13 protein-coding genes and 1 pseudogene are annotated in these 16770 nt (G+C 55.6%); 4 read left to right on the top strand and 10 right to left on the bottom strand.

The window, feature by feature from the left end:
- Positions 1-119 precede the first annotated feature (119 nt).
- The 6 genes and pseudogenes from nrfG to nrfA form a co-directional block, all read right to left on the bottom strand.
- On the bottom strand, positions 120-740 hold the full coding sequence (gene nrfG, locus ACLD4F_RS15555) for a heme lyase NrfEFG subunit NrfG (RefSeq protein ID WP_411010918.1): 621 nt from the start codon (positions 738-740) through the stop codon (positions 120-122).
- Positions 737-2975: pseudogene (gene nrfF / locus ACLD4F_RS15550) on the bottom strand (heme lyase NrfEFG subunit NrfF). The gene nrfG and the pseudogene nrfF overlap by 4 nt, the downstream one beginning before the upstream one ends.
- A complete protein-coding gene (nrfD, locus tag ACLD4F_RS15545; RefSeq protein ID WP_411010917.1) occupies positions 2968-3924 on the bottom strand; it encodes a cytochrome c nitrite reductase subunit NrfD in 957 nt (318 codons plus the stop codon). The pseudogene nrfF and the gene nrfD overlap by 8 nt, the downstream one beginning before the upstream one ends.
- Entirely contained in the window at positions 3921-4592 is a 672-nt protein-coding gene (gene nrfC, locus ACLD4F_RS15540) for a cytochrome c nitrite reductase Fe-S protein (RefSeq protein ID WP_001278035.1), read from the bottom strand. The genes nrfD and nrfC overlap by 4 nt, the downstream gene beginning before the upstream one ends.
- The gene (gene nrfB / locus ACLD4F_RS15535) at positions 4589-5155 is read right to left on the bottom strand and encodes a cytochrome c nitrite reductase pentaheme subunit (RefSeq protein ID WP_080095002.1); all 567 of its coding nucleotides are present in this window, start codon (positions 5153-5155) and stop codon (positions 4589-4591) included. Before nrfB ends, nrfC begins: the two co-directional genes overlap by 4 nt.
- Before the next feature lie 44 nt (positions 5156-5199).
- Positions 5200-6636 (bottom strand): ammonia-forming nitrite reductase cytochrome c552 subunit, encoded by a 1437-nt coding sequence (nrfA, locus tag ACLD4F_RS15530; protein ID WP_023201705.1) that lies wholly within the window; start codon positions 6634-6636, stop codon positions 5200-5202.
- Between the two features lie 431 nt (positions 6637-7067).
- On the opposite strand from nrfA, the gene acs reads away from it, so the two are divergent.
- From acs to actP, 3 genes are all read left to right on the top strand, one after another.
- Positions 7068-9026 (top strand): acetate--CoA ligase, encoded by a 1959-nt coding sequence (acs, locus tag ACLD4F_RS15525; protein WP_000083877.1) that lies wholly within the window; start codon positions 7068-7070, stop codon positions 9024-9026.
- A 239-nt stretch (positions 9027-9265) separates the two neighbouring features.
- The gene (locus ACLD4F_RS15520; protein WP_000999620.1) at positions 9266-9580 is read left to right on the top strand and encodes a DUF485 domain-containing protein; all 315 of its coding nucleotides are present in this window, start codon (positions 9266-9268) and stop codon (positions 9578-9580) included.
- Complete coding sequence (gene actP, locus ACLD4F_RS15515) at positions 9577-11226, top strand: cation/acetate symporter ActP (protein ID WP_000832536.1); 1650 nt, start codon at positions 9577-9579, stop codon at positions 11224-11226. The genes ACLD4F_RS15520 and actP overlap by 4 nt, the downstream gene beginning before the upstream one ends.
- Positions 11227-11264: 38 nt before the next feature.
- On the opposite strand, the gene ACLD4F_RS15510 is transcribed toward actP, so the two are convergent.
- Positions 11265-11954: an LrgB family protein gene (locus ACLD4F_RS15510; protein ID WP_001067096.1), complete on the bottom strand. Its 690-nt coding sequence runs from the start codon at positions 11952-11954 to the stop codon at positions 11265-11267.
- Positions 11947-12357, bottom strand: a complete 411-nt coding sequence (locus ACLD4F_RS15505) for a CidA/LrgA family protein (protein ID WP_000257347.1) — start codon at positions 12355-12357, stop codon at positions 11947-11949. Before ACLD4F_RS15505 ends, ACLD4F_RS15510 begins: the two co-directional genes overlap by 8 nt.
- A 103-nt stretch (positions 12358-12460) precedes the next feature.
- Here ACLD4F_RS15505 and ACLD4F_RS15500 point away from each other — a divergent pair, with 103 nt between their 5' ends.
- Positions 12461-13348: a LysR family transcriptional regulator gene (locus tag ACLD4F_RS15500; RefSeq protein WP_411010916.1), complete on the top strand. Its 888-nt coding sequence runs from the start codon at positions 12461-12463 to the stop codon at positions 13346-13348.
- A gap of 94 nt (positions 13349-13442) precedes the next feature.
- Here ACLD4F_RS15500 and ACLD4F_RS15495 read toward each other — a convergent pair whose 3' ends face one another.
- Entirely contained in the window at positions 13443-15089 is a 1647-nt protein-coding gene (locus tag ACLD4F_RS15495; RefSeq protein ID WP_000402189.1) for a Na+/H+ antiporter, read from the bottom strand.
- Between the two features lie 149 nt (positions 15090-15238).
- The gene (gene ghxP / locus ACLD4F_RS15490; RefSeq protein ID WP_000106907.1) at positions 15239-16588 is read right to left on the bottom strand and encodes a guanine/hypoxanthine transporter GhxP; all 1350 of its coding nucleotides are present in this window, start codon (positions 16586-16588) and stop codon (positions 15239-15241) included.
- Between the last annotated feature and the right edge of the window lie 182 nt (positions 16589-16770).

The raw sequence follows: 16770 nt of genomic DNA, 5'->3' as shown, positions 1-16770 counted from the left end.
TGGAAAGTTTTTTACTTCGTCAAAAACGAATAATACACTGAGGTAATTAATTTTTACCTGTGGCTCATTCGCCGTTTTTTTAAACAGCACACATGACAAAAGTCACAAAAAAGAAAAAATTATTTCTGCCGATTTTGTAACAATTTAGCCAAATTAATGGCCTCTACCAGCTGCGCGCGGTTCACTCGCGGCGAGTTGGCATCCAGTAAGGTTTGCCACAGCGACACGGCTTGCGCATAATCCGCCTGCATAAACGCATCCGCCGCCAGCAGCATCTGCGCGGTCACTTCTGTCGCATCCAGCGCTAACGCTTTATTAATCATTTCACGCGTCGCAGGCGTCATATGTTGCCCGGCCTGGTAATACAGCACCGTTGCCAGCGCGGCGAAAAGCTGCGCGTTATCGCCTCGCAGACGCAACGCCTGACGATATGCCAGCAGCGCATTGTCATACGCATTGCGATAGAGATAATACTCGCCCAGCCGCGCCCATTGCTCGCTATCCTGCGGATTGGCGCGGATTTTTTCTTGCAGCCTGGAAAGCTGCGCCTCTGGCGTTTGCGGGTTCGTAAAGTCACGTAGCGGATCGGCCAGACGCTGTTGCTCGCTACGCACAGCCTGCCATTTCGGCGTCAACAGATAGCCGCCGATACAGACAGCCACCATCAACACCGCCGCAGCCGCCAGACGCTTTACGGGCATGGGACGTAACGGCACAGTGGAGTGTTCAGACTGGCTCATTGTTCCCCCTCTCCTGCGTGCTGACGCTTTCTCACCCGCCAGGCCACCACGCCCACCAGCAATAACAGCAGGTACGGCAGCGCCCACAACAGCAGCGTTTGCTCATTCAACGGCGGGTTGTAGCGTACGAAATCACCATAACGGTCGGTCATCCAGGCGGTGATTTCCGCTTCGCTTTTACCTTCGGCCACCATGCTGTAAACCTGATGGCGCATACTGACCGCCACGGGCGCATTGGATTCCAGCAAATTCTGGTTCTGACACTGCGGACAGCGCAGTTGACTGGCAATAGATAGCGCTTTTTCCTGCTGTTGTGGATTGTCAAAGCGCCAGGTATCCACCACCTGGGCGTGGGTGGCGAAGGTGATTAAAAACAGGACGATCGTTAAGAGTAAAAACTTTCTGCCGGATGGCGCTACGCTTATCCGGCCTACGGTTTGCGCATCCTGTAGGCCGGATAAGGCGTTTACGCCGCCATCCGGCAACGCTGTGAGTAATTTACGCATCACGCTTCCTCCCCCGCCATCCGCTCAGCAGCGCGCCACACACCATCAACAATCCCCCACCCCAGATCCAGCGCACGCCGGTCTGCACGTATAAGCGCATGGCGTAACGATCCGGTCCGGTTTTTTCGCCCATCACCGCGTACCAGTCATGTAGCAGGTTCCAGTGAATCCCCGGCTCCATCATCTGTTGACGACGCGCGGCATAGAAGCGCCTTTCAGGCTGCAGGCTGCCAATGCGTTTTTCATTCCGCCACAACGTGATCCGCGCTTTTTCACTGGTGTAGTTGCCTTTGGCCTCCAGATCCAGACGCTCAAAGCGGAAAATGTAGCCCGCCAGTACCACCTGCTGCCCCGGGCTGAGGTTAAGGCTGATTTCATGCCGACTACCGCTGGAAACCATGATCCCGGCGGCGAAGATAAATACGCCCGTATGCGCCAGCAACGCCGGAAGCTGACAACGCACAGAGACTTTGCGGCTTCTGATTGTCGCCAGCACGATAACTACCAGCATCAGCAGGCCAAACGGCAGCGTGACGCGATTAAAATAGGGCGCGCCCACCGAAAGCCTTCCCCAGCCCATCAAACCATAAATCATGGGGTAGAGCGTCCCGACCAGCACGATCAACAAGACGGCGCTAAAGAGCAGCAGCGTCGCCAGAATGAGCGTTTCACGCTTTCCGCCGCCCAAACGCGTCGCCGGATACGGCTCCCGCGCCCGCCAGCCGTACAGAGCAAGCGATGCCAGACTTAACGCGGCAAAAAGGGTAAACAGCGGCACCGCGCGCACATTATCTAACGCAAAAGCATGGACGGAGAGCAGAATGCCGGAACGCACAATCAGCGTTCCCAGCAACGAGAGGATCAGCGTCAGTATCGCCAGCAGCAACGACCAGTGGCGGAAGCTCCCGCGCTGGCGGCTGACATACAGACTGTGCAGCAACGCGCTGGCGGCAAGCCACGGCAACAATGAGGCATTTTCCACCGGGTCCCAGAACCACCAGCCGCCCCAGCCCAGTTCGCAATACGCCCACCACGATCCGAGAATCATCCCCAGCGTCAGAGCGCACCAGCCGGGTAATGCCCAACGCCAGCACACCCAGGCGGTTGCCGCGTTAAAGCCGCCGCACAGTAGCGAGGCCAGCGCTACGCTCGCCGCGGTCATCAGGCCGCCATAACCCAGATAGAGCAGCGGTGGATGTAAGATCAGCCCCAGATGTTGCAGCATGGGATTAAGGTCGCGCCCTTCCATGGCGGGAGGGAAAATACGCAGGAACGGATCGGACCACAGCACAATAAATAGCAGCAGCGAGGCCATAATGAGGGACAAGACGCTCAGGGTCAGCGGAAAAAGCGCGTCAGATTCATGCCGGGAGCGCCAGGCGAATAGCGCCGTCCACCCCGAAAGAAGCAGCGCCCACAGCAGGAGCGAGCCTTCATGACCGCCCCATACCGCCGCCAGTTTCAGTCCCCATGACAACTGACTATGGCTATGCTGCGCAACATAAACGACCGAAAAATCGCTGGTCAGAAAACAGCTAACCAGAATCGCAAACGCCAGTAGCAGCAGCGTGAACGCCGTCCACGCGCCGCAGGTCGTCAGGCGCATGACGCCGCGCCAGTGCAGCCCCATCCCGCACCACGTCGCCAGCGGGGTCAGCACGTTGACCCCGAGACTCAACAACAGCGCCAGAAATCCGGCTTCAGGAAGGAAGATGTCCAGATTATGCAACCGTTAGCTGTCCCGCATAAAGAATGAAAAAGCGCAGCAACAGCACGCCGGTCAAACTGGCGCCGCAAACGGCCAGCACGCCGTGAAACGTGACGCTACGGTTTGCCCAGGGTTTCAGCAACAGCGGGATAATCAATCCCAGCCCTACGACCCCAAGCCAGAACCACCAGCTCCAGAATCCGCCGCCCAGCGCCGCCGCCAGCGCCCGCATTTTGCCGTCATCGCCCAGCGCCAGCCCGATAAAAAAGGCCGCCAGCAGGAAGATCTCCAGCCATACCACCGGGGTTTCCATGCGATGTACAAAGCGCGCCTCGGCGCTGTGCGGGTTGCTACGATGGCATAACGCCATAGCGATCAGCGCCACCGCCGCACCGGAGGAAATTCCAGAGAACAGGAATAGTACCGGCAGGATCGGGTTATTCAGGAACGGATAGGATTTCAGCGCCGACAGCAGAAAGCCGGTATACGCCCCGAGCAGAACCGCCAGTACCAGCATTAACGTCTCCAGCGCGCGATGAAACGGCGTTATTAGCGCCAACACTTTCTGCACGATCTCTAACCGCGGCAGCCAACGCTGCTGCAGGGCAATCACCTCTTTTTCAAAGATTTTCGCCAGCCACAGCACCAGCACTACCATGTACAACTGGAACAGCATCACCCCCATCGACATCACCGAGGTAAAGCTGTAGTGGAACATCAGCTTCCAGAAGGTCCACGGGCGCGTCAGGTGGAAGACCAGAATCAGCAGACCGAAGATAATCGCCCCCGGCCCTAACACCAGCGTAGTGCGCAGCAGCGTGCTGTCCGAACCGCCCGCCTCCGGATGGAAGCGGCGCAGCAAAATCGCCAACGTAACCAGTCCGGCGGAGATGCCAATCAGGAACAGATAGATGGCGATGGGCCAGTCCCACACCAGTGATGCAAAATGGAATGCAGAAGCGGGTGTCATTGGCTCACCTCCCCATAGTTAAAGGGAACGCGGTAGACCTTCGGTTTTGTGCCCAGCGCCAGCTTGTAACGATAGGTAGTTTTTTGCCGCAACAAACGGGAGATATCGCTGTTGGGATCGTCCAGATTACCAAACGTCAGCGCCTTCGTCGGACATGACTCAACGCAGGCGGGCTGTTTGCCCGCTTTCAGGTTGGTTTTCCGGCAGAAATCGCACTTATCCGCCGTCTTACTGACCGGATGGATAAAGCGCACGCGGTAGGGACACGCGGCAATGCAGTACTGACAGCCAACGCAAAGGTCCGGGTTCACGTCGACAATACCGCTGGCGGCATCGCGGAATGATGCGCCGGTCGGGCAGACGTCAACGCAGGGGGCATGGTCGCAATGCTGGCACGAGTGGCGGAAGAAGCGATATTTCACATCAGGAAACGTCCCCTGCGGCTCGCTGCGAATAATCGTCAGGCGCGATACGCCTTCCGGCACGTTGTTGACTTCCCGACAGGCATCCATGCAGGCCGTGCAGCCGATGCATAATGACTCATCGTGTACCATGCCATAACGCACGCCGTTAATATTCAACGTGTTCGCTACAACGCGTCCTGCCATCCCACTGACCACCGCCAGCGCGCCGACGCGGGTAATAAATTGACGTCGGGTGCAACTCATGGCTGCTCCTTAAGCAACGGAACGGACGCCGGGTTAAAGTGCGGGTTAGTACGCTGATCGCTGTGGCAATCCACGCATATTTTGATCCGCCCTTTCTCGCTTAGCGTCTGCATCGTGTCTTGCTGCGGATGCAGGGAATGGCAACTGGCGCAGGTCACTTTAGTAACATGAACATCGTGCGGCCAGAACGCTTTTTGCAGTTGTTCAGGCAGGTGGCAGGACATACAGACGCTGTTCTGCTGCTCTACCGTATACATCGAGTCGTTAAAACGCATCACATCTTTCACCCCTTCACGGTGGTGAAGCGACGGTTGACCGTGGCAGTTGGTACAGGTTATCGGCAATTTATTGTTCGGGTTGATAGCGCCCGTATGTTTACCGTGCATACCTTCGGTGTCCGGTTTGTGACAGTCCAGACAGGCAGCATCCGGATTACGCTGCTGAGTAACCGTCCAGCGTTGATCCGACTCCTGCGGCGTTGGCGTGGCAGTGATTCCACTCAGGCTCCAGAACAGGCCTGACGCCAGCACCCCAGCAGTTAATAACGAACGTAATACGCTCATATTCACTCCGTTGAGTTATCCGCCCCTTACGGGGCGGAATGGGGTTATTGGCTTAACAGACCGTTTTTACGCGCCTGATCTTCCCACTGCGGTACGACCGTTTTCAGGAAGTCCTGCTTCTCCGCGTTGATTTGTTGCATATTCAAACCAATCGCTTTCTGCGCCTTCTCTTTCGTCGAAATATCCGGCAGCGGAATTTCATGGGTAATGCCTTTGGTCGCCAGCAGTCGCGCCAGTTTAGTACGGGCATCCGCGGCTTTATCCATCGCACTGCCTAACATCCGTAGACCTTCTTCCGGGGCATGCATATGAATACCGTGTGACGCAATCGCCAGATCCCAACGCCACTGCGCGTGGCGAATATCGTTCAGAATCGGTTTCATTTCCGCGTCTGTCGCCCCCGCATCCCATGCGGCTTTCGCTTCGAAGTGCGCACGAACCAGCTGATCTTCAACCTTGATTTTCAGGTCATGAATCGCCTGTTTACGCTCGGCGACCACTTTTTGCAGGGACGCTTTGTCCTGGGTGTGGCAGTTGGCGCAGGTTTGCGCGAAATTGTCGAACGGGTTGCCGATTTTATGGTCGGTGTAGAGCTTGCCTTCGGCGTTCTGTACTTTCGGCATGTGGCAGTCGATACAGGTCACGTTGTTCTTACCGTGAATGCCCGCGCTCCAGGTTTCATATTCCGGGTGCTGCGCTTTGAGCATTGGGGTTTTCGACAGCGAGTTTGTCCAGTCAGAGAAGGCGATGGCGTCGTAGTATTGCTCCATATTTTCGACCTTCATGCCCTCATCCCACGGGAACTTAACGGCTTTGTTTTTACCGTCAAAGTAGTACTCCACGTGGCACTGGCCGCAGACCATCGATTGCTGATCAAAGCGACCGGCTTTCTCAAACGGTTTGCCGATAGCCTCCATCGCCCGTTCGGCATAGGGGCGCGACAACGTTAATGCTGGCTTCCCCTGGGCGAAATCGTCCGACGCGGTGTTATGACAGTCGGCACAGCCCAAATCGTTGACAATTTCCGGGCCGCCGCGCGCCCATTTGCCATGGAAGTAGCCGTCTTCGCCTTCTTGTTGGATAAGGCGCGCGACATCGGGGCTTTTACAACTCCAGCAGGCCATCGGCAGCGGGCCGTCTTCCGCCGTTTTTGGCGCGCCAGTACGCAGTGTTTCGCGCACGTCAGTTACCGCATACGCGTGGCCGCGTGGTTTGTTGTAATCACGGGAGAAGGGATAGCCCGCCCACAGGATCACCAGACGAGGGTCTTCCGCCAGCGCATCTTCACGGGCAGACTGTTCTGACGTCGCTTTCCATGACTGATATTGGTCGGGGTGTTGAGGCGCGAACGTTTCATTTTTCGCTTCAACAGTAACGGTTTTTGCGGATACAGGCGTTTGCTCAGCGTAAACAGAGGTAATGAAGAAAAAAGGAAATATAAGGCTGAAGAAACGGCGTGCGCGTAGTGTTTTCCTTGCCATAGAGGTCTCATCCAGATTGCGCCATTATTTTTAACGGCGATTTTTTATCGTTTTCCATAACAGCAACCGCACAAATACTGTTATTACATTGCTCTCCTCTATGTGTAACAAATAACCACACTTAAAATGTTGTCTTTAATCAATTGTAAGTGTATGTAAAATACCACTTTAGAGTTAGTAACCTGGACAAAACTCCCTCTCTTTTCTGATTTCCGGACACGGATCACTTTTTTAAAAAATTTCATATAACGTCATGTTATCCCGAAAATTTATCTAATTTTGCGGGACACAATCAAAAAATAGATTGCTGCTTATTTGCACAGTTCCCTTTTTGCGTGATCTGTCGCCCAAATACTAAACAAAACTTATTAAGACCCTACATTTAACGTTTATGAGACATATTATTAACATCTTACAAGGAGAACAACAGCATGAGCCAAACACATAAACACGCCATTCCCGCCAACATTGCGGATCGTTGCCTGATAAATCCAGAGCAGTATGAGACTAAATATAAACAGTCTATTAACGACCCCGATACGTTTTGGGGCGAACAGGGAAAAATTCTCGATTGGATCACGCCGTACCAAAAAGTGAAAAACACCTCCTTTGCGCCAGGCAATGTGTCGATTAAATGGTACGAGGACGGCACGCTGAATCTGGCGGCGAACTGTCTTGACCGCCATTTGCAGGAAAATGGCGATCGCACCGCCATTATCTGGGAAGGCGATGACGCGTCGCAGAGTAAACATATCTCTTATCGCGAACTGCATCGCGATGTCTGCCGTTTCGCGAATACGCTGCTGGATCTGGGCATTAAAAAAGGCGATGTGGTAGCGATTTATATGCCGATGGTGCCGGAAGCGGCGGTGGCAATGTTGGCCTGCGCCCGCATCGGCGCGGTGCATTCGGTGATCTTCGGGGGGTTCTCGCCGGAAGCCGTCGCCGGACGCATTATCGATTCCAGCTCGCGGCTGGTGATCACCGCTGACGAAGGTGTACGTGCCGGACGCAGTATCCCGCTGAAAAAGAATGTCGATGACGCGCTGAAAAACCCGAATGTCACTAGCGTTGAGCATGTGATCGTCCTGAAGCGCACCGGCAGCGACATTGACTGGCAAGAAGGCCGCGACCTGTGGTGGCGCGATTTGATTGAAAAAGCCAGCCCTGAGCACCAGCCTGAAGCGATGAATGCCGAAGATCCGCTGTTTATCCTTTATACCTCCGGCTCCACCGGCAAGCCGAAAGGCGTGCTGCACACCACCGGCGGCTATCTGGTCTACGCCGCGACCACCTTTAAGTATGTCTTTGATTATCACCCTGGCGATATTTACTGGTGTACCGCCGATGTGGGTTGGGTGACGGGGCACAGCTATCTGTTGTATGGCCCGCTGGCCTGCGGCGCGACCACCTTAATGTTTGAAGGCGTGCCGAATTGGCCAACGCCCGCTCGCATGTGCCAGGTGGTCGACAAACACCAGGTCAACATTCTCTATACCGCCCCGACGGCCATCCGCGCGCTGATGGCGGAAGGCGATAAAGCCATTGAAGGCACCGACCGTTCTTCACTACGCATTCTGGGTTCCGTCGGCGAGCCGATCAATCCCGAAGCGTGGGAATGGTACTGGAAGAAGATCGGCAAGGAAAAATGTCCGGTCGTCGACACCTGGTGGCAGACTGAAACAGGCGGTTTTATGATCACGCCGCTACCAGGCGCTATCGAACTGAAAGCCGGTTCCGCCACCCGTCCTTTCTTTGGCGTACAGCCTGCGCTGGTGGATAACGAAGGCCATCCGCAAGAAGGCGCGACGGAAGGCAATCTGGTCATCACCGATTCCTGGCCGGGCCAGGCGCGCACTCTGTTCGGCGATCATGAACGTTTTGAGCAGACCTATTTCTCTACCTTTAAGAATATGTATTTCAGCGGCGACGGCGCGCGTCGCGATGAGGACGGCTATTACTGGATCACCGGTCGCGTGGATGACGTATTAAACGTCTCCGGCCACCGTCTGGGTACGGCGGAAATCGAGTCAGCGCTGGTGGCGCATCCGAAGATCGCCGAAGCGGCGGTGGTGGGTATTCCACACGCTATCAAAGGCCAGGCGATTTACGCTTATGTGACGCTCAACCACGGCGAGGAGCCGTCGCCAGAACTGTACGCGGAGGTGCGCAACTGGGTACGTAAAGAGATTGGCCCACTGGCGACGCCGGACGTGCTGCACTGGACCGACTCACTGCCAAAAACCCGTTCCGGCAAAATTATGCGCCGCATTTTGCGCAAAATCGCGGCGGGCGATACCAGCAATCTGGGCGATACCTCGACTCTCGCCGATCCTGGCGTGGTGGAGAAACTGCTCGAAGAGAAGCAGGCCATCGCGATGCCGTCATAACCATAAATGCCGGATGGCAACGCGAACGCGTTTTATCCGGCCTACGACCCTACCCCTGCCCTCTCTCAAACCGGGAGAGGGAAATATAAAAAAACCTCCCCCAAAGGATTTCGTGTTACAGGAAGGCGGCAAGCGAGCACACCCTCAGCAGCATAGTTCACTATGTGGCTGGGGCGCGCGAGTGCGGCCAACGCGCCTGTAGCGCGAAAGACGCAGGGGGACCTCTGGAGAGCTCTGTGATGAATGACCAAATTTATCAGCGGATAGAAGACAGTGCGCGTTTCAGGGAATTAGTTGAAAAACGGCAACGGTTTGCCACGATTCTGTCGGTTATCATGCTGGCGGTTTATATCAGCTTTATTTTACTGATCGCCTTCGCGCCTGGCTGGCTGGGCACGCCTCTACATGCGGGAACCAGCGTCACCCGAGGAATTCCCATTGGCGTCGGGGTGATTGTGATTTCTTTTGTGTTAACCGGAATTTATATCTGGCGGGCGAACGGCGAATTCGATCGTCTTAATAACGCCGTACTGCATGAGGTGAAAGCATTATGAAGAGAGTTCTGACGGCGCTTGCCGCCGCACTCCCCTTCGCCGCTCATGCGGCGGATGCCATTAGCGGCGCGGTTGAACGCCAGCCCACCAACTGGCAGGCGATTATCATGTTTTTGATTTTCGTCGTGTTTACGCTCGGTATTACCTACTGGGCCTCTAAACGCGTACGTTCCCGTAGCGACTACTACACCGCAGGCGGCAATATCACCGGGTTCCAGAACGGGCTGGCGATTGCCGGCGACTATATGTCCGCCGCGTCATTTCTCGGCATTTCCGCGCTGGTGTTTACCTCCGGTTATGACGGGCTGATCTATTCGCTGGGCTTCCTTGTCGGCTGGCCAATTATCCTGTTTTTGATTGCCGAGCGCCTGCGTAATCTGGGACGTTATACTTTTGCTGACGTTGCCTCTTATCGCCTGAAACAGGGGCCAATCCGTATTCTTTCGGCCTGTGGCTCCCTGGTAGTGGTGGCGCTTTATCTCATCGCCCAAATGGTCGGCGCCGGTAAACTGATTGAACTGCTGTTCGGCCTCAACTATCACATCGCCGTAGTGCTGGTCGGCGTGCTGATGATGATGTACGTGCTGTTCGGCGGGATGCTGGCGACAACATGGGTGCAAATTATCAAAGCCGTCCTGTTGCTGTTTGGCGCCAGTTTTATGGCCTTTATGGTGATGAAACACGTCGGCTTTAGCTTCAATAATCTGTTTACCGAAGCCATGGCGGTACACCCGAAAGGCACGGCGATTATGAGCCCAGGAGGGTTGGTGCAAGATCCGATTTCGGCGTTGTCGTTGGGTCTGGGACTGATGTTCGGCACCGCCGGCTTGCCGCATATTCTGATGCGTTTCTTTACGGTCAGCGATGCCCGCGAAGCGCGCAAGAGCGTGTTCTACGCCACCGGTTTTATGGGCTATTTCTACATTCTGACCTTTATTATCGGCTTCGGCGCTATCATGCTGGTGGGGGCGAATCCAGCCTATAAAGATGCCGCGGGCGCGCTGATTGGCGGCAATAACATGGCGGCGGTGCATCTGGCCAACGCGGTAGGGGGCAACCTGTTCCTCGGCTTTATCTCCGCCGTGGCCTTCGCCACTATCCTGGCGGTGGTCGCCGGTCTGACGCTGGCGGGCGCATCGGCGGTGTCGCATGATTTGTACGCTAACGTGTTCCGCAAAGGCGCAACCGAACGTGAAGAGCTGAAGGTGTCGAAAATCACCGTCCTGGTGCTGGGCGTGATCGCCATTATCCTCGGCGTCCTGTTTGAAAATCAGAACATCGCCTTTATGGTGGGCCTGGCGTTTGCTATCGCCGCGAGCTGCAACTTCCCCATCATTCTGCTTTCCATGTACTGGTCAAAACTGACCACGCGCGGCGCTATGCTGGGCGGCTGGTTAGGTTTACTGACAGCGGTGGTGCTGATGATTCTTGGCCCTACCATTTGGGTGCAGATCCTCGGCCATGAAAAAGCGATCTTCCCGTATGAGTATCCGGCGCTGTTCTCTATCAGCGTGGCGTTCCTGGGGATCTGGTTTTTCTCGGCCACCGATAACTCGGCAGAAGGCAACCGTGAACGTGAGCAGTTCCGCGCTCAGTTTATCCGCTCCCAAACGGGATTCGGCGTACAACAAGGGCGTGCGCATTAATCTTACCGTTTCCTCCGGCCCTGTGGGTCGGAGGAAAATCAGAACATCACCCTCGCTACCAGCGGGGCTGCCAGCACCATCACCACGCCGGACAGCATCATGACCAGACTGGCGACGACGCCCTCCTGCTGACCAAGTTCATAGGAACGCGCCGTGCCCGCCCCATGTGACGCCGCGCCGAATCCTGCCCCTTTTGCCATGCCTTCCCGGATAGAGAGACGCAAAAATAGCGCGTCGCCGACCGCCATGCCAAACACGCCAGTGACGACCACGAACAGCGCCACCAGATCTGGCTGCCCGCCCAGGGGTTCTGCCGCCGCCAGCGCAAACGGCGTAGTAACGGAACGTACCGCCAGACTACGCTGAATCTCATCCGATAACGTGAACAGACGCGCCAGCCAAACGGAACTGGTGACTGCCACCACCGTCGCCGTCACTACGCCCGCGGTGAGCGACATCCAGTGACGTTTGATAATCGCGAGGTTATCGTACACCGGCACCGCAAAGGCAATAGTCGCCGGGCCGAGCAGCCACAATAGCCAGTGCGATTCACCAATGTAGTTTTGCCAGGAGATATGACCGAAAACCAGCATTAACACCAGCAGTGCCGGCGTCAGCACTAATGGCATCAACGGCAATTTGCGAAAACGGCGATACAGGCGCTTATTGGCGAAATAAATTCCCAGCGTAATCACCAGGCACAGTACGCTTAACTGAACGTTATTCACGGTTTAGCCTACTCATCTCATAGCGATACACTTTATCCACCACCCACGCCGTCGCGCCGAGTACCATTAAGGTACTGATCGCTATCACCGAGAAGATGCGCCAGCCATCCACCAGTAACAGATGGGCATAGTTCACTACCGCCACGACGGCGGGAACAAAGAATAACAGCATCTCCGCCAGCAGCCAGCGTGCGCCTGCGCGTACCCAGCTAAGCGGAATAATCCGGCAAACGATCAGCGCCAACATAAGTACCATGCCGACCAGATTCGCGGGCAACGGCAGGTGCAGCCAGGAGACAAGATATTGGGAAAAAATGAATAAACCTGCATAGAGCAGTACCTGAACCGGTACCTGGAGTCGTTGCACAACGGCAGGCGTAACGCGGCTTATCGCCACAGCCATGAGGGAATGTCCTGAAAAATAATACGGAGCGCCAGTATAGAGAACCTCCGTCACGGGCAGAAATGAATTAAAATCATTGCAGGCATAGTCGGAAGGAATAATCATGGATATCAGAACGCTGCGTTATTTTGTCGAGGTGGTGCGCCAGCAAAGTTTCACCCGCGCAGCGGAGAAGTTATTTGTCACCCAGCCCACCATTAGCAAGATGCTGAAAAATCTTGAAGATGAGCTTAACTGTACGCTACTGATCCGCGACGGACGTAAGTTATTGCTGACCGATACCGGACGCGTGGTGTTTGAACGCGGTCTGGCGATCCTCGCTGAGTTTCGCCAGTTAGAGGCTGAGTTGAGCGATATTAACCATCTCAATAAGGGCGTGCTGCGGCTGGGTATTCCCCCGATGGTCGGCATGTTGATGGCCGGGCCAATCAGTTTGTTTCGACAACGCTACCCTGGCGTTGAACTCAAAATTTCGGAGTTTGGCGGCCTGACGGTACAGCAGGCGGTAATGAATGGCGAGCTGGATGTTGCGATGACCGCGCTCCCGGTGGAAGAAGCGAGCGGGCTGACGACATTATCGCTGTTCAGCCATCCGCTGTGCGTGCTGGTTCCCCGTTCCGGTCAGTGGACAACCTGCGACTCCATCGCGCCTGAAGCTCTGGCGGAGCATCCTCTTCTTATCTATAACGAAGACTTTGCCCTGAGCCGCCAGTTGATGACCTTATTTAGCCAGCATGACGTAAAACCACGGATTGCCGTGCGCAGCGGGCAATGGGATTTTCTCGCCGCCATGGTGCAAGCGGGCGTCGGCATCGCCATTTTGCCGGAGCCGATTTGTCAGCGTCTGGATAAGGCCACACTGCGCTGGCTACCGCTGGAAAGCGATCTCCGCTGGCAGTTGGGCATGATTTGGCGCGAGGGCGTGTATCTGTCGCACAGTGCCCGGGCATGGTTAACCTGTTGCAAAGGGTTTTGGCTGAAACAACCGTAAACCATGGGTTAAAACCCTTGCCGGATGGCGGCGCAAGCACCTTATCCGGCCTACTTGTAGGCCCGGTAAGCATGGCGCCACCGGGCCACAAGGACTACTGATTTTCTATCAGTAGCGCTTCCATCAAATCCAGGTCGTGCAGCAGCTTTTGCAATGTTTCATTGCTGATTTCTCGCGTGGCGCGCAGATGATACAACTCGGCGCGCTCGGAACGCAGCGCCGCCAGACGGAAACGTCGCTCCAGGTTTTCTTCCTGTATGGAGCTTTCGACATCGTTTCGCCCATCGGCACGGCGACGCAAGTTACCAATGACACGCGAGCTTACTTCAGTAAGCAACTGATTATCGATGTTTTCTTCGGTATCCGCCGCCAGACGCTCTTCCATTTTCTGAATGGCGACAATCGCCACTTCCGCCGTCGCCGCGCGGGCGATACGCTCCTCTTTCAACTGTTGCGCATGATCGGCGACTTCCAGATGTTGCAACAGCAGCGGCAGCATGATCACGCCGACAAACAACGAAAACAGAATGACGCCAGCCGCCAGGAATACCAGTTCATAACGCGCCGGAAATCCGCTGCCATCCGGCAAAAGTAACGGTATAGAGAGCACACCAGCCAGGGTGATCGCCCCACGAACGCCAGCGAAGGAGGCAATCAGAATTTCACGCGACGTCCAGCTGGCGAACTCCATCGGTTTCTTCTTCAAAAAGCGCAGGCTGAACTTTTTCATGGTCCACAGCCAGCCGAAGCGAACCAGCATCAATGCCGCATAAATCAGCACGATATCGGTAAAGAGCATCCAGGTTTCGACATTCGGGTCAGCTTCCGCCGCCGCCAGCGAAGATTCCAGAATACCCGGCAATTGCAGTCCCAACAGCAGAAAGACCATACCGTTAAAGACAAATTCCAGCATCGCCCAGGTACTGTTCGCGCGCAAACGCATTGCCAGCGGCGCGCGGCGCATTACGCCAGAACGGGTGATGGTCATCCCGGCGGCAACCGCGGCCAGGATGCCTGAGACGCCAATATGTTCGGCAATCAGGTAAGACGCGAAGGGCAGCAGAAACAGCAGGACGATTTGCGTCGCGGGTTCATCGCCGCCCCAGCGGCTCAAAAAACGCAGCGAGCGGCCATACAGCCAACTGACCACAAAACCCGCCAGAATACCGCCGATAGCGACCTTAAAAAATTCCAGCGTCGCGCCGCCGACGGTAAAGACCATCGTCCCCATCGCCACCGCGACGGCGAATTTCAGCGATACCAGACCGGAGGCGTCGTTCATTAACGCCTCTCCCTGCAGAATGCCCATGATTTTTTTCGGGATGCGCCCCTCGCCCACAATTCCGGAGAGCGCTACCGCATCGGTCGGCGACAGCACGGCGGCCAGTGCAAAGGCGGGGATCAGCGGAATGCCGGGCACCAGCCAATAAATCAGGAAGCCGATTCCAACGACCGTTACCAGGACCAGCGCCAGCGCCAGCCCGAAAATCTCTCGTCCATGCTCAAGAAATTCACGAGTCGGCGTCTTCCAGCCATCCGCAAACAGCAGCGGCGGAATAAACAGCACCAGGAAGAGTTCCGGGTCGAATTCCACATGCAAACCAAACGTCGGCCACGCCAACAGCGCGCCAATGGCGATCTGCATAAGGGGTAAAGGAAGCTGGAAGGGTAATACACGCGTAAATACCCCCGACAGCGAGACCACAAGGGTCATGATGAGTATTGTGAAGAAAATTTCCATGCGTTCCCTGTTTGCGATGTTTTTTATGATGGAGAAAGGCATCATGCCTCGGTTTCACCTTCTTCAGATTAACGCAAAAGGTAACGTGATGTGTCCTGAAAATGAAAACGGGCGGCCAACGCCGCCCGTTTTTCAGAATGAAGGCAGAACTAGATAGCCCAACCGCCGGCATAAAAAGCGACCAGCGCGACCGCAATGACGACAGTTCCGATATTCAGCTTACGCCATTCGCCGGAAACCAGACGCCCGACGACCAGCGTGGCAAAGCCGATCATAATCCCGGTGACAATGTTACAGGTCAGTACAATAAATACAGCCGTTACCAGCCCCGCCATCGCATCGACGAAATCAGCAAAATCGATTTTCGCCACGTTACTCAGCATCAGCAGACCGACATACATGAGCGCCGGGGCAGTTGCGTAGACGGGAACGAGATAAGAGAGCGGCGAAAGAAACAGGATCAGCAAAAACAGCACGCCCACGGTAATCGCCGTCAGGCCCGTTTTACCGCCCGCCGCCGTACCGGCCGCAGACTCGATATACACCGCGGCTGGCGCCGCCCCGACCAGGCCGGAGAAAACGCTACTCAGGGAGTCGGTGGTTAACGCTTTGCCGCCATCGATAATTTGTCCGTCTTTGTCCAGCAGATTAGCCTGCCCTGCGACCGCTCGGATCGTGCCGGTCGCATCAAACACCGCCGTCATCACCAGCGCCAGTACGCTTGGCAGAACGACAGGGTTTAACGCGCCCATAATATCCAGGCTGCCGATCAGTGAGTTGCCGTTTTCATCGCTCAACGAAGGCATGGCGAAAATGCCGGAAAAATGGACGTTAGGATCGAAGAGCAAACCCACAATAGAAATGCCAATAATGGTCAACAGAATGCCGCCGGGGACTTTCAGCTTTTCCAGACCGAGAATAACAGCCAGCCCTACAAGCGACATAATCACCGGGAAGGTGTCGAAATCGCCCAGCGCGACCGGCAGGCCATCCAGCGGGTTTTTAATGACCAGGCCGACGCCGTTGGCGGCAATCAGCAACAAAAACAGGCCAATACCGATACCGGTTCCGTGGGCCACGCCCTGTGGCAAGTTACGCAAAATCCAGCTACGAATGCCGGTGGCGGAGATAACGGTAAACAGTACGCCCATCAGGAATACGGCGCCAAGCGCGACCGGGACGCTAATATGCTGCCCCAGGACCAGGCTAAACGCGGTAAACGCTGTCAACGAGATAGCGCAACCGATAGCCAGCGGCAGATTCGCCCAAAGCCCCATAACGATAGAGCCGACGCCTGCGACCAGGCAGGTCGCTACAAAGACGGCAGCAGGCGGGAACCCGGCTTTACCCAGCATCCCTGGCACCACGATGACGGAGTAAACCATCGCAAGAAACGTGGTTAAGCCAGCAACGACTTCCTGGCGAACGGTGCTCCCGCGTTGTGAAATTTTAAACCAGGCGTCGAGTGAACCGCCGGTACGCGCTGAAGGCGTAGACATAGAAAACATCCCCTGAGAATTTATTATTCGTCGGTATACGTGGGAGGTAATCCACTAACAGCGCAACGTTATCTCCTTGTGCTACATTTACGACAGCCGGGGCGCCGCAAAAAAGCAAACGTTTAGCTCCACGTATACAAAACGGGTGGCAAAAAAAAGCAAACGATTATCCAGCGATCATC

Origin of the sequence: Salmonella sp. 741265050_HSA, assembly GCF_046569445.1 — a bacterium.
GTDB classification, from domain to species: domain Bacteria; phylum Pseudomonadota; class Gammaproteobacteria; order Enterobacterales; family Enterobacteriaceae; genus Salmonella; species Salmonella enterica.
This window is presented reverse-complemented; position numbering and strand designations above follow the sequence as displayed.

What these genes read in the sequence shown, in the direction of transcription:
- nrfG (WP_411010918.1), bottom strand. Translation starts at nt 740, where the DNA reads ATGAGCCAGTCTGAACACTCCACTGTGCCGTTACGTCCCATGCCCGTA.
- nrfB (WP_080095002.1), bottom strand. Translation starts at nt 5,155, where the DNA reads ATGAGCGTATTACGTTCGTTATTAACTGCTGGGGTGCTGGCGTCAGGC.
- nrfA (WP_023201705.1), bottom strand. Translation starts at nt 6,636, where the DNA reads ATGGCAAGGAAAACACTACGCGCACGCCGTTTCTTCAGCCTTATATTT.
- ghxP (WP_000106907.1), bottom strand. Translation starts at nt 16,588, where the DNA reads ATGTCTACGCCTTCAGCGCGTACCGGCGGTTCACTCGACGCCTGGTTT.
- ACLD4F_RS15500 (WP_411010916.1), top strand. Translation starts at nt 12,461, where the DNA reads ATGGATATCAGAACGCTGCGTTATTTTGTCGAGGTGGTGCGCCAGCAA.
- acs (WP_000083877.1), top strand. Translation starts at nt 7,068, where the DNA reads ATGAGCCAAACACATAAACACGCCATTCCCGCCAACATTGCGGATCGT.
- ACLD4F_RS15495 (WP_000402189.1), bottom strand. Translation starts at nt 15,089, where the DNA reads ATGGAAATTTTCTTCACAATACTCATCATGACCCTTGTGGTCTCGCTG.
- ACLD4F_RS15505 (WP_000257347.1), bottom strand. Translation starts at nt 12,357, where the DNA reads ATGGCTGTGGCGATAAGCCGCGTTACGCCTGCCGTTGTGCAACGACTC.
- ACLD4F_RS15520 (WP_000999620.1), top strand. Translation starts at nt 9,266, where the DNA reads ATGAATGACCAAATTTATCAGCGGATAGAAGACAGTGCGCGTTTCAGG.
- actP (WP_000832536.1), top strand. Translation starts at nt 9,577, where the DNA reads ATGAAGAGAGTTCTGACGGCGCTTGCCGCCGCACTCCCCTTCGCCGCT.
- nrfC (WP_001278035.1), bottom strand. Translation starts at nt 4,592, where the DNA reads ATGAGTTGCACCCGACGTCAATTTATTACCCGCGTCGGCGCGCTGGCG.
- nrfD (WP_411010917.1), bottom strand. Translation starts at nt 3,924, where the DNA reads ATGACACCCGCTTCTGCATTCCATTTTGCATCACTGGTGTGGGACTGG.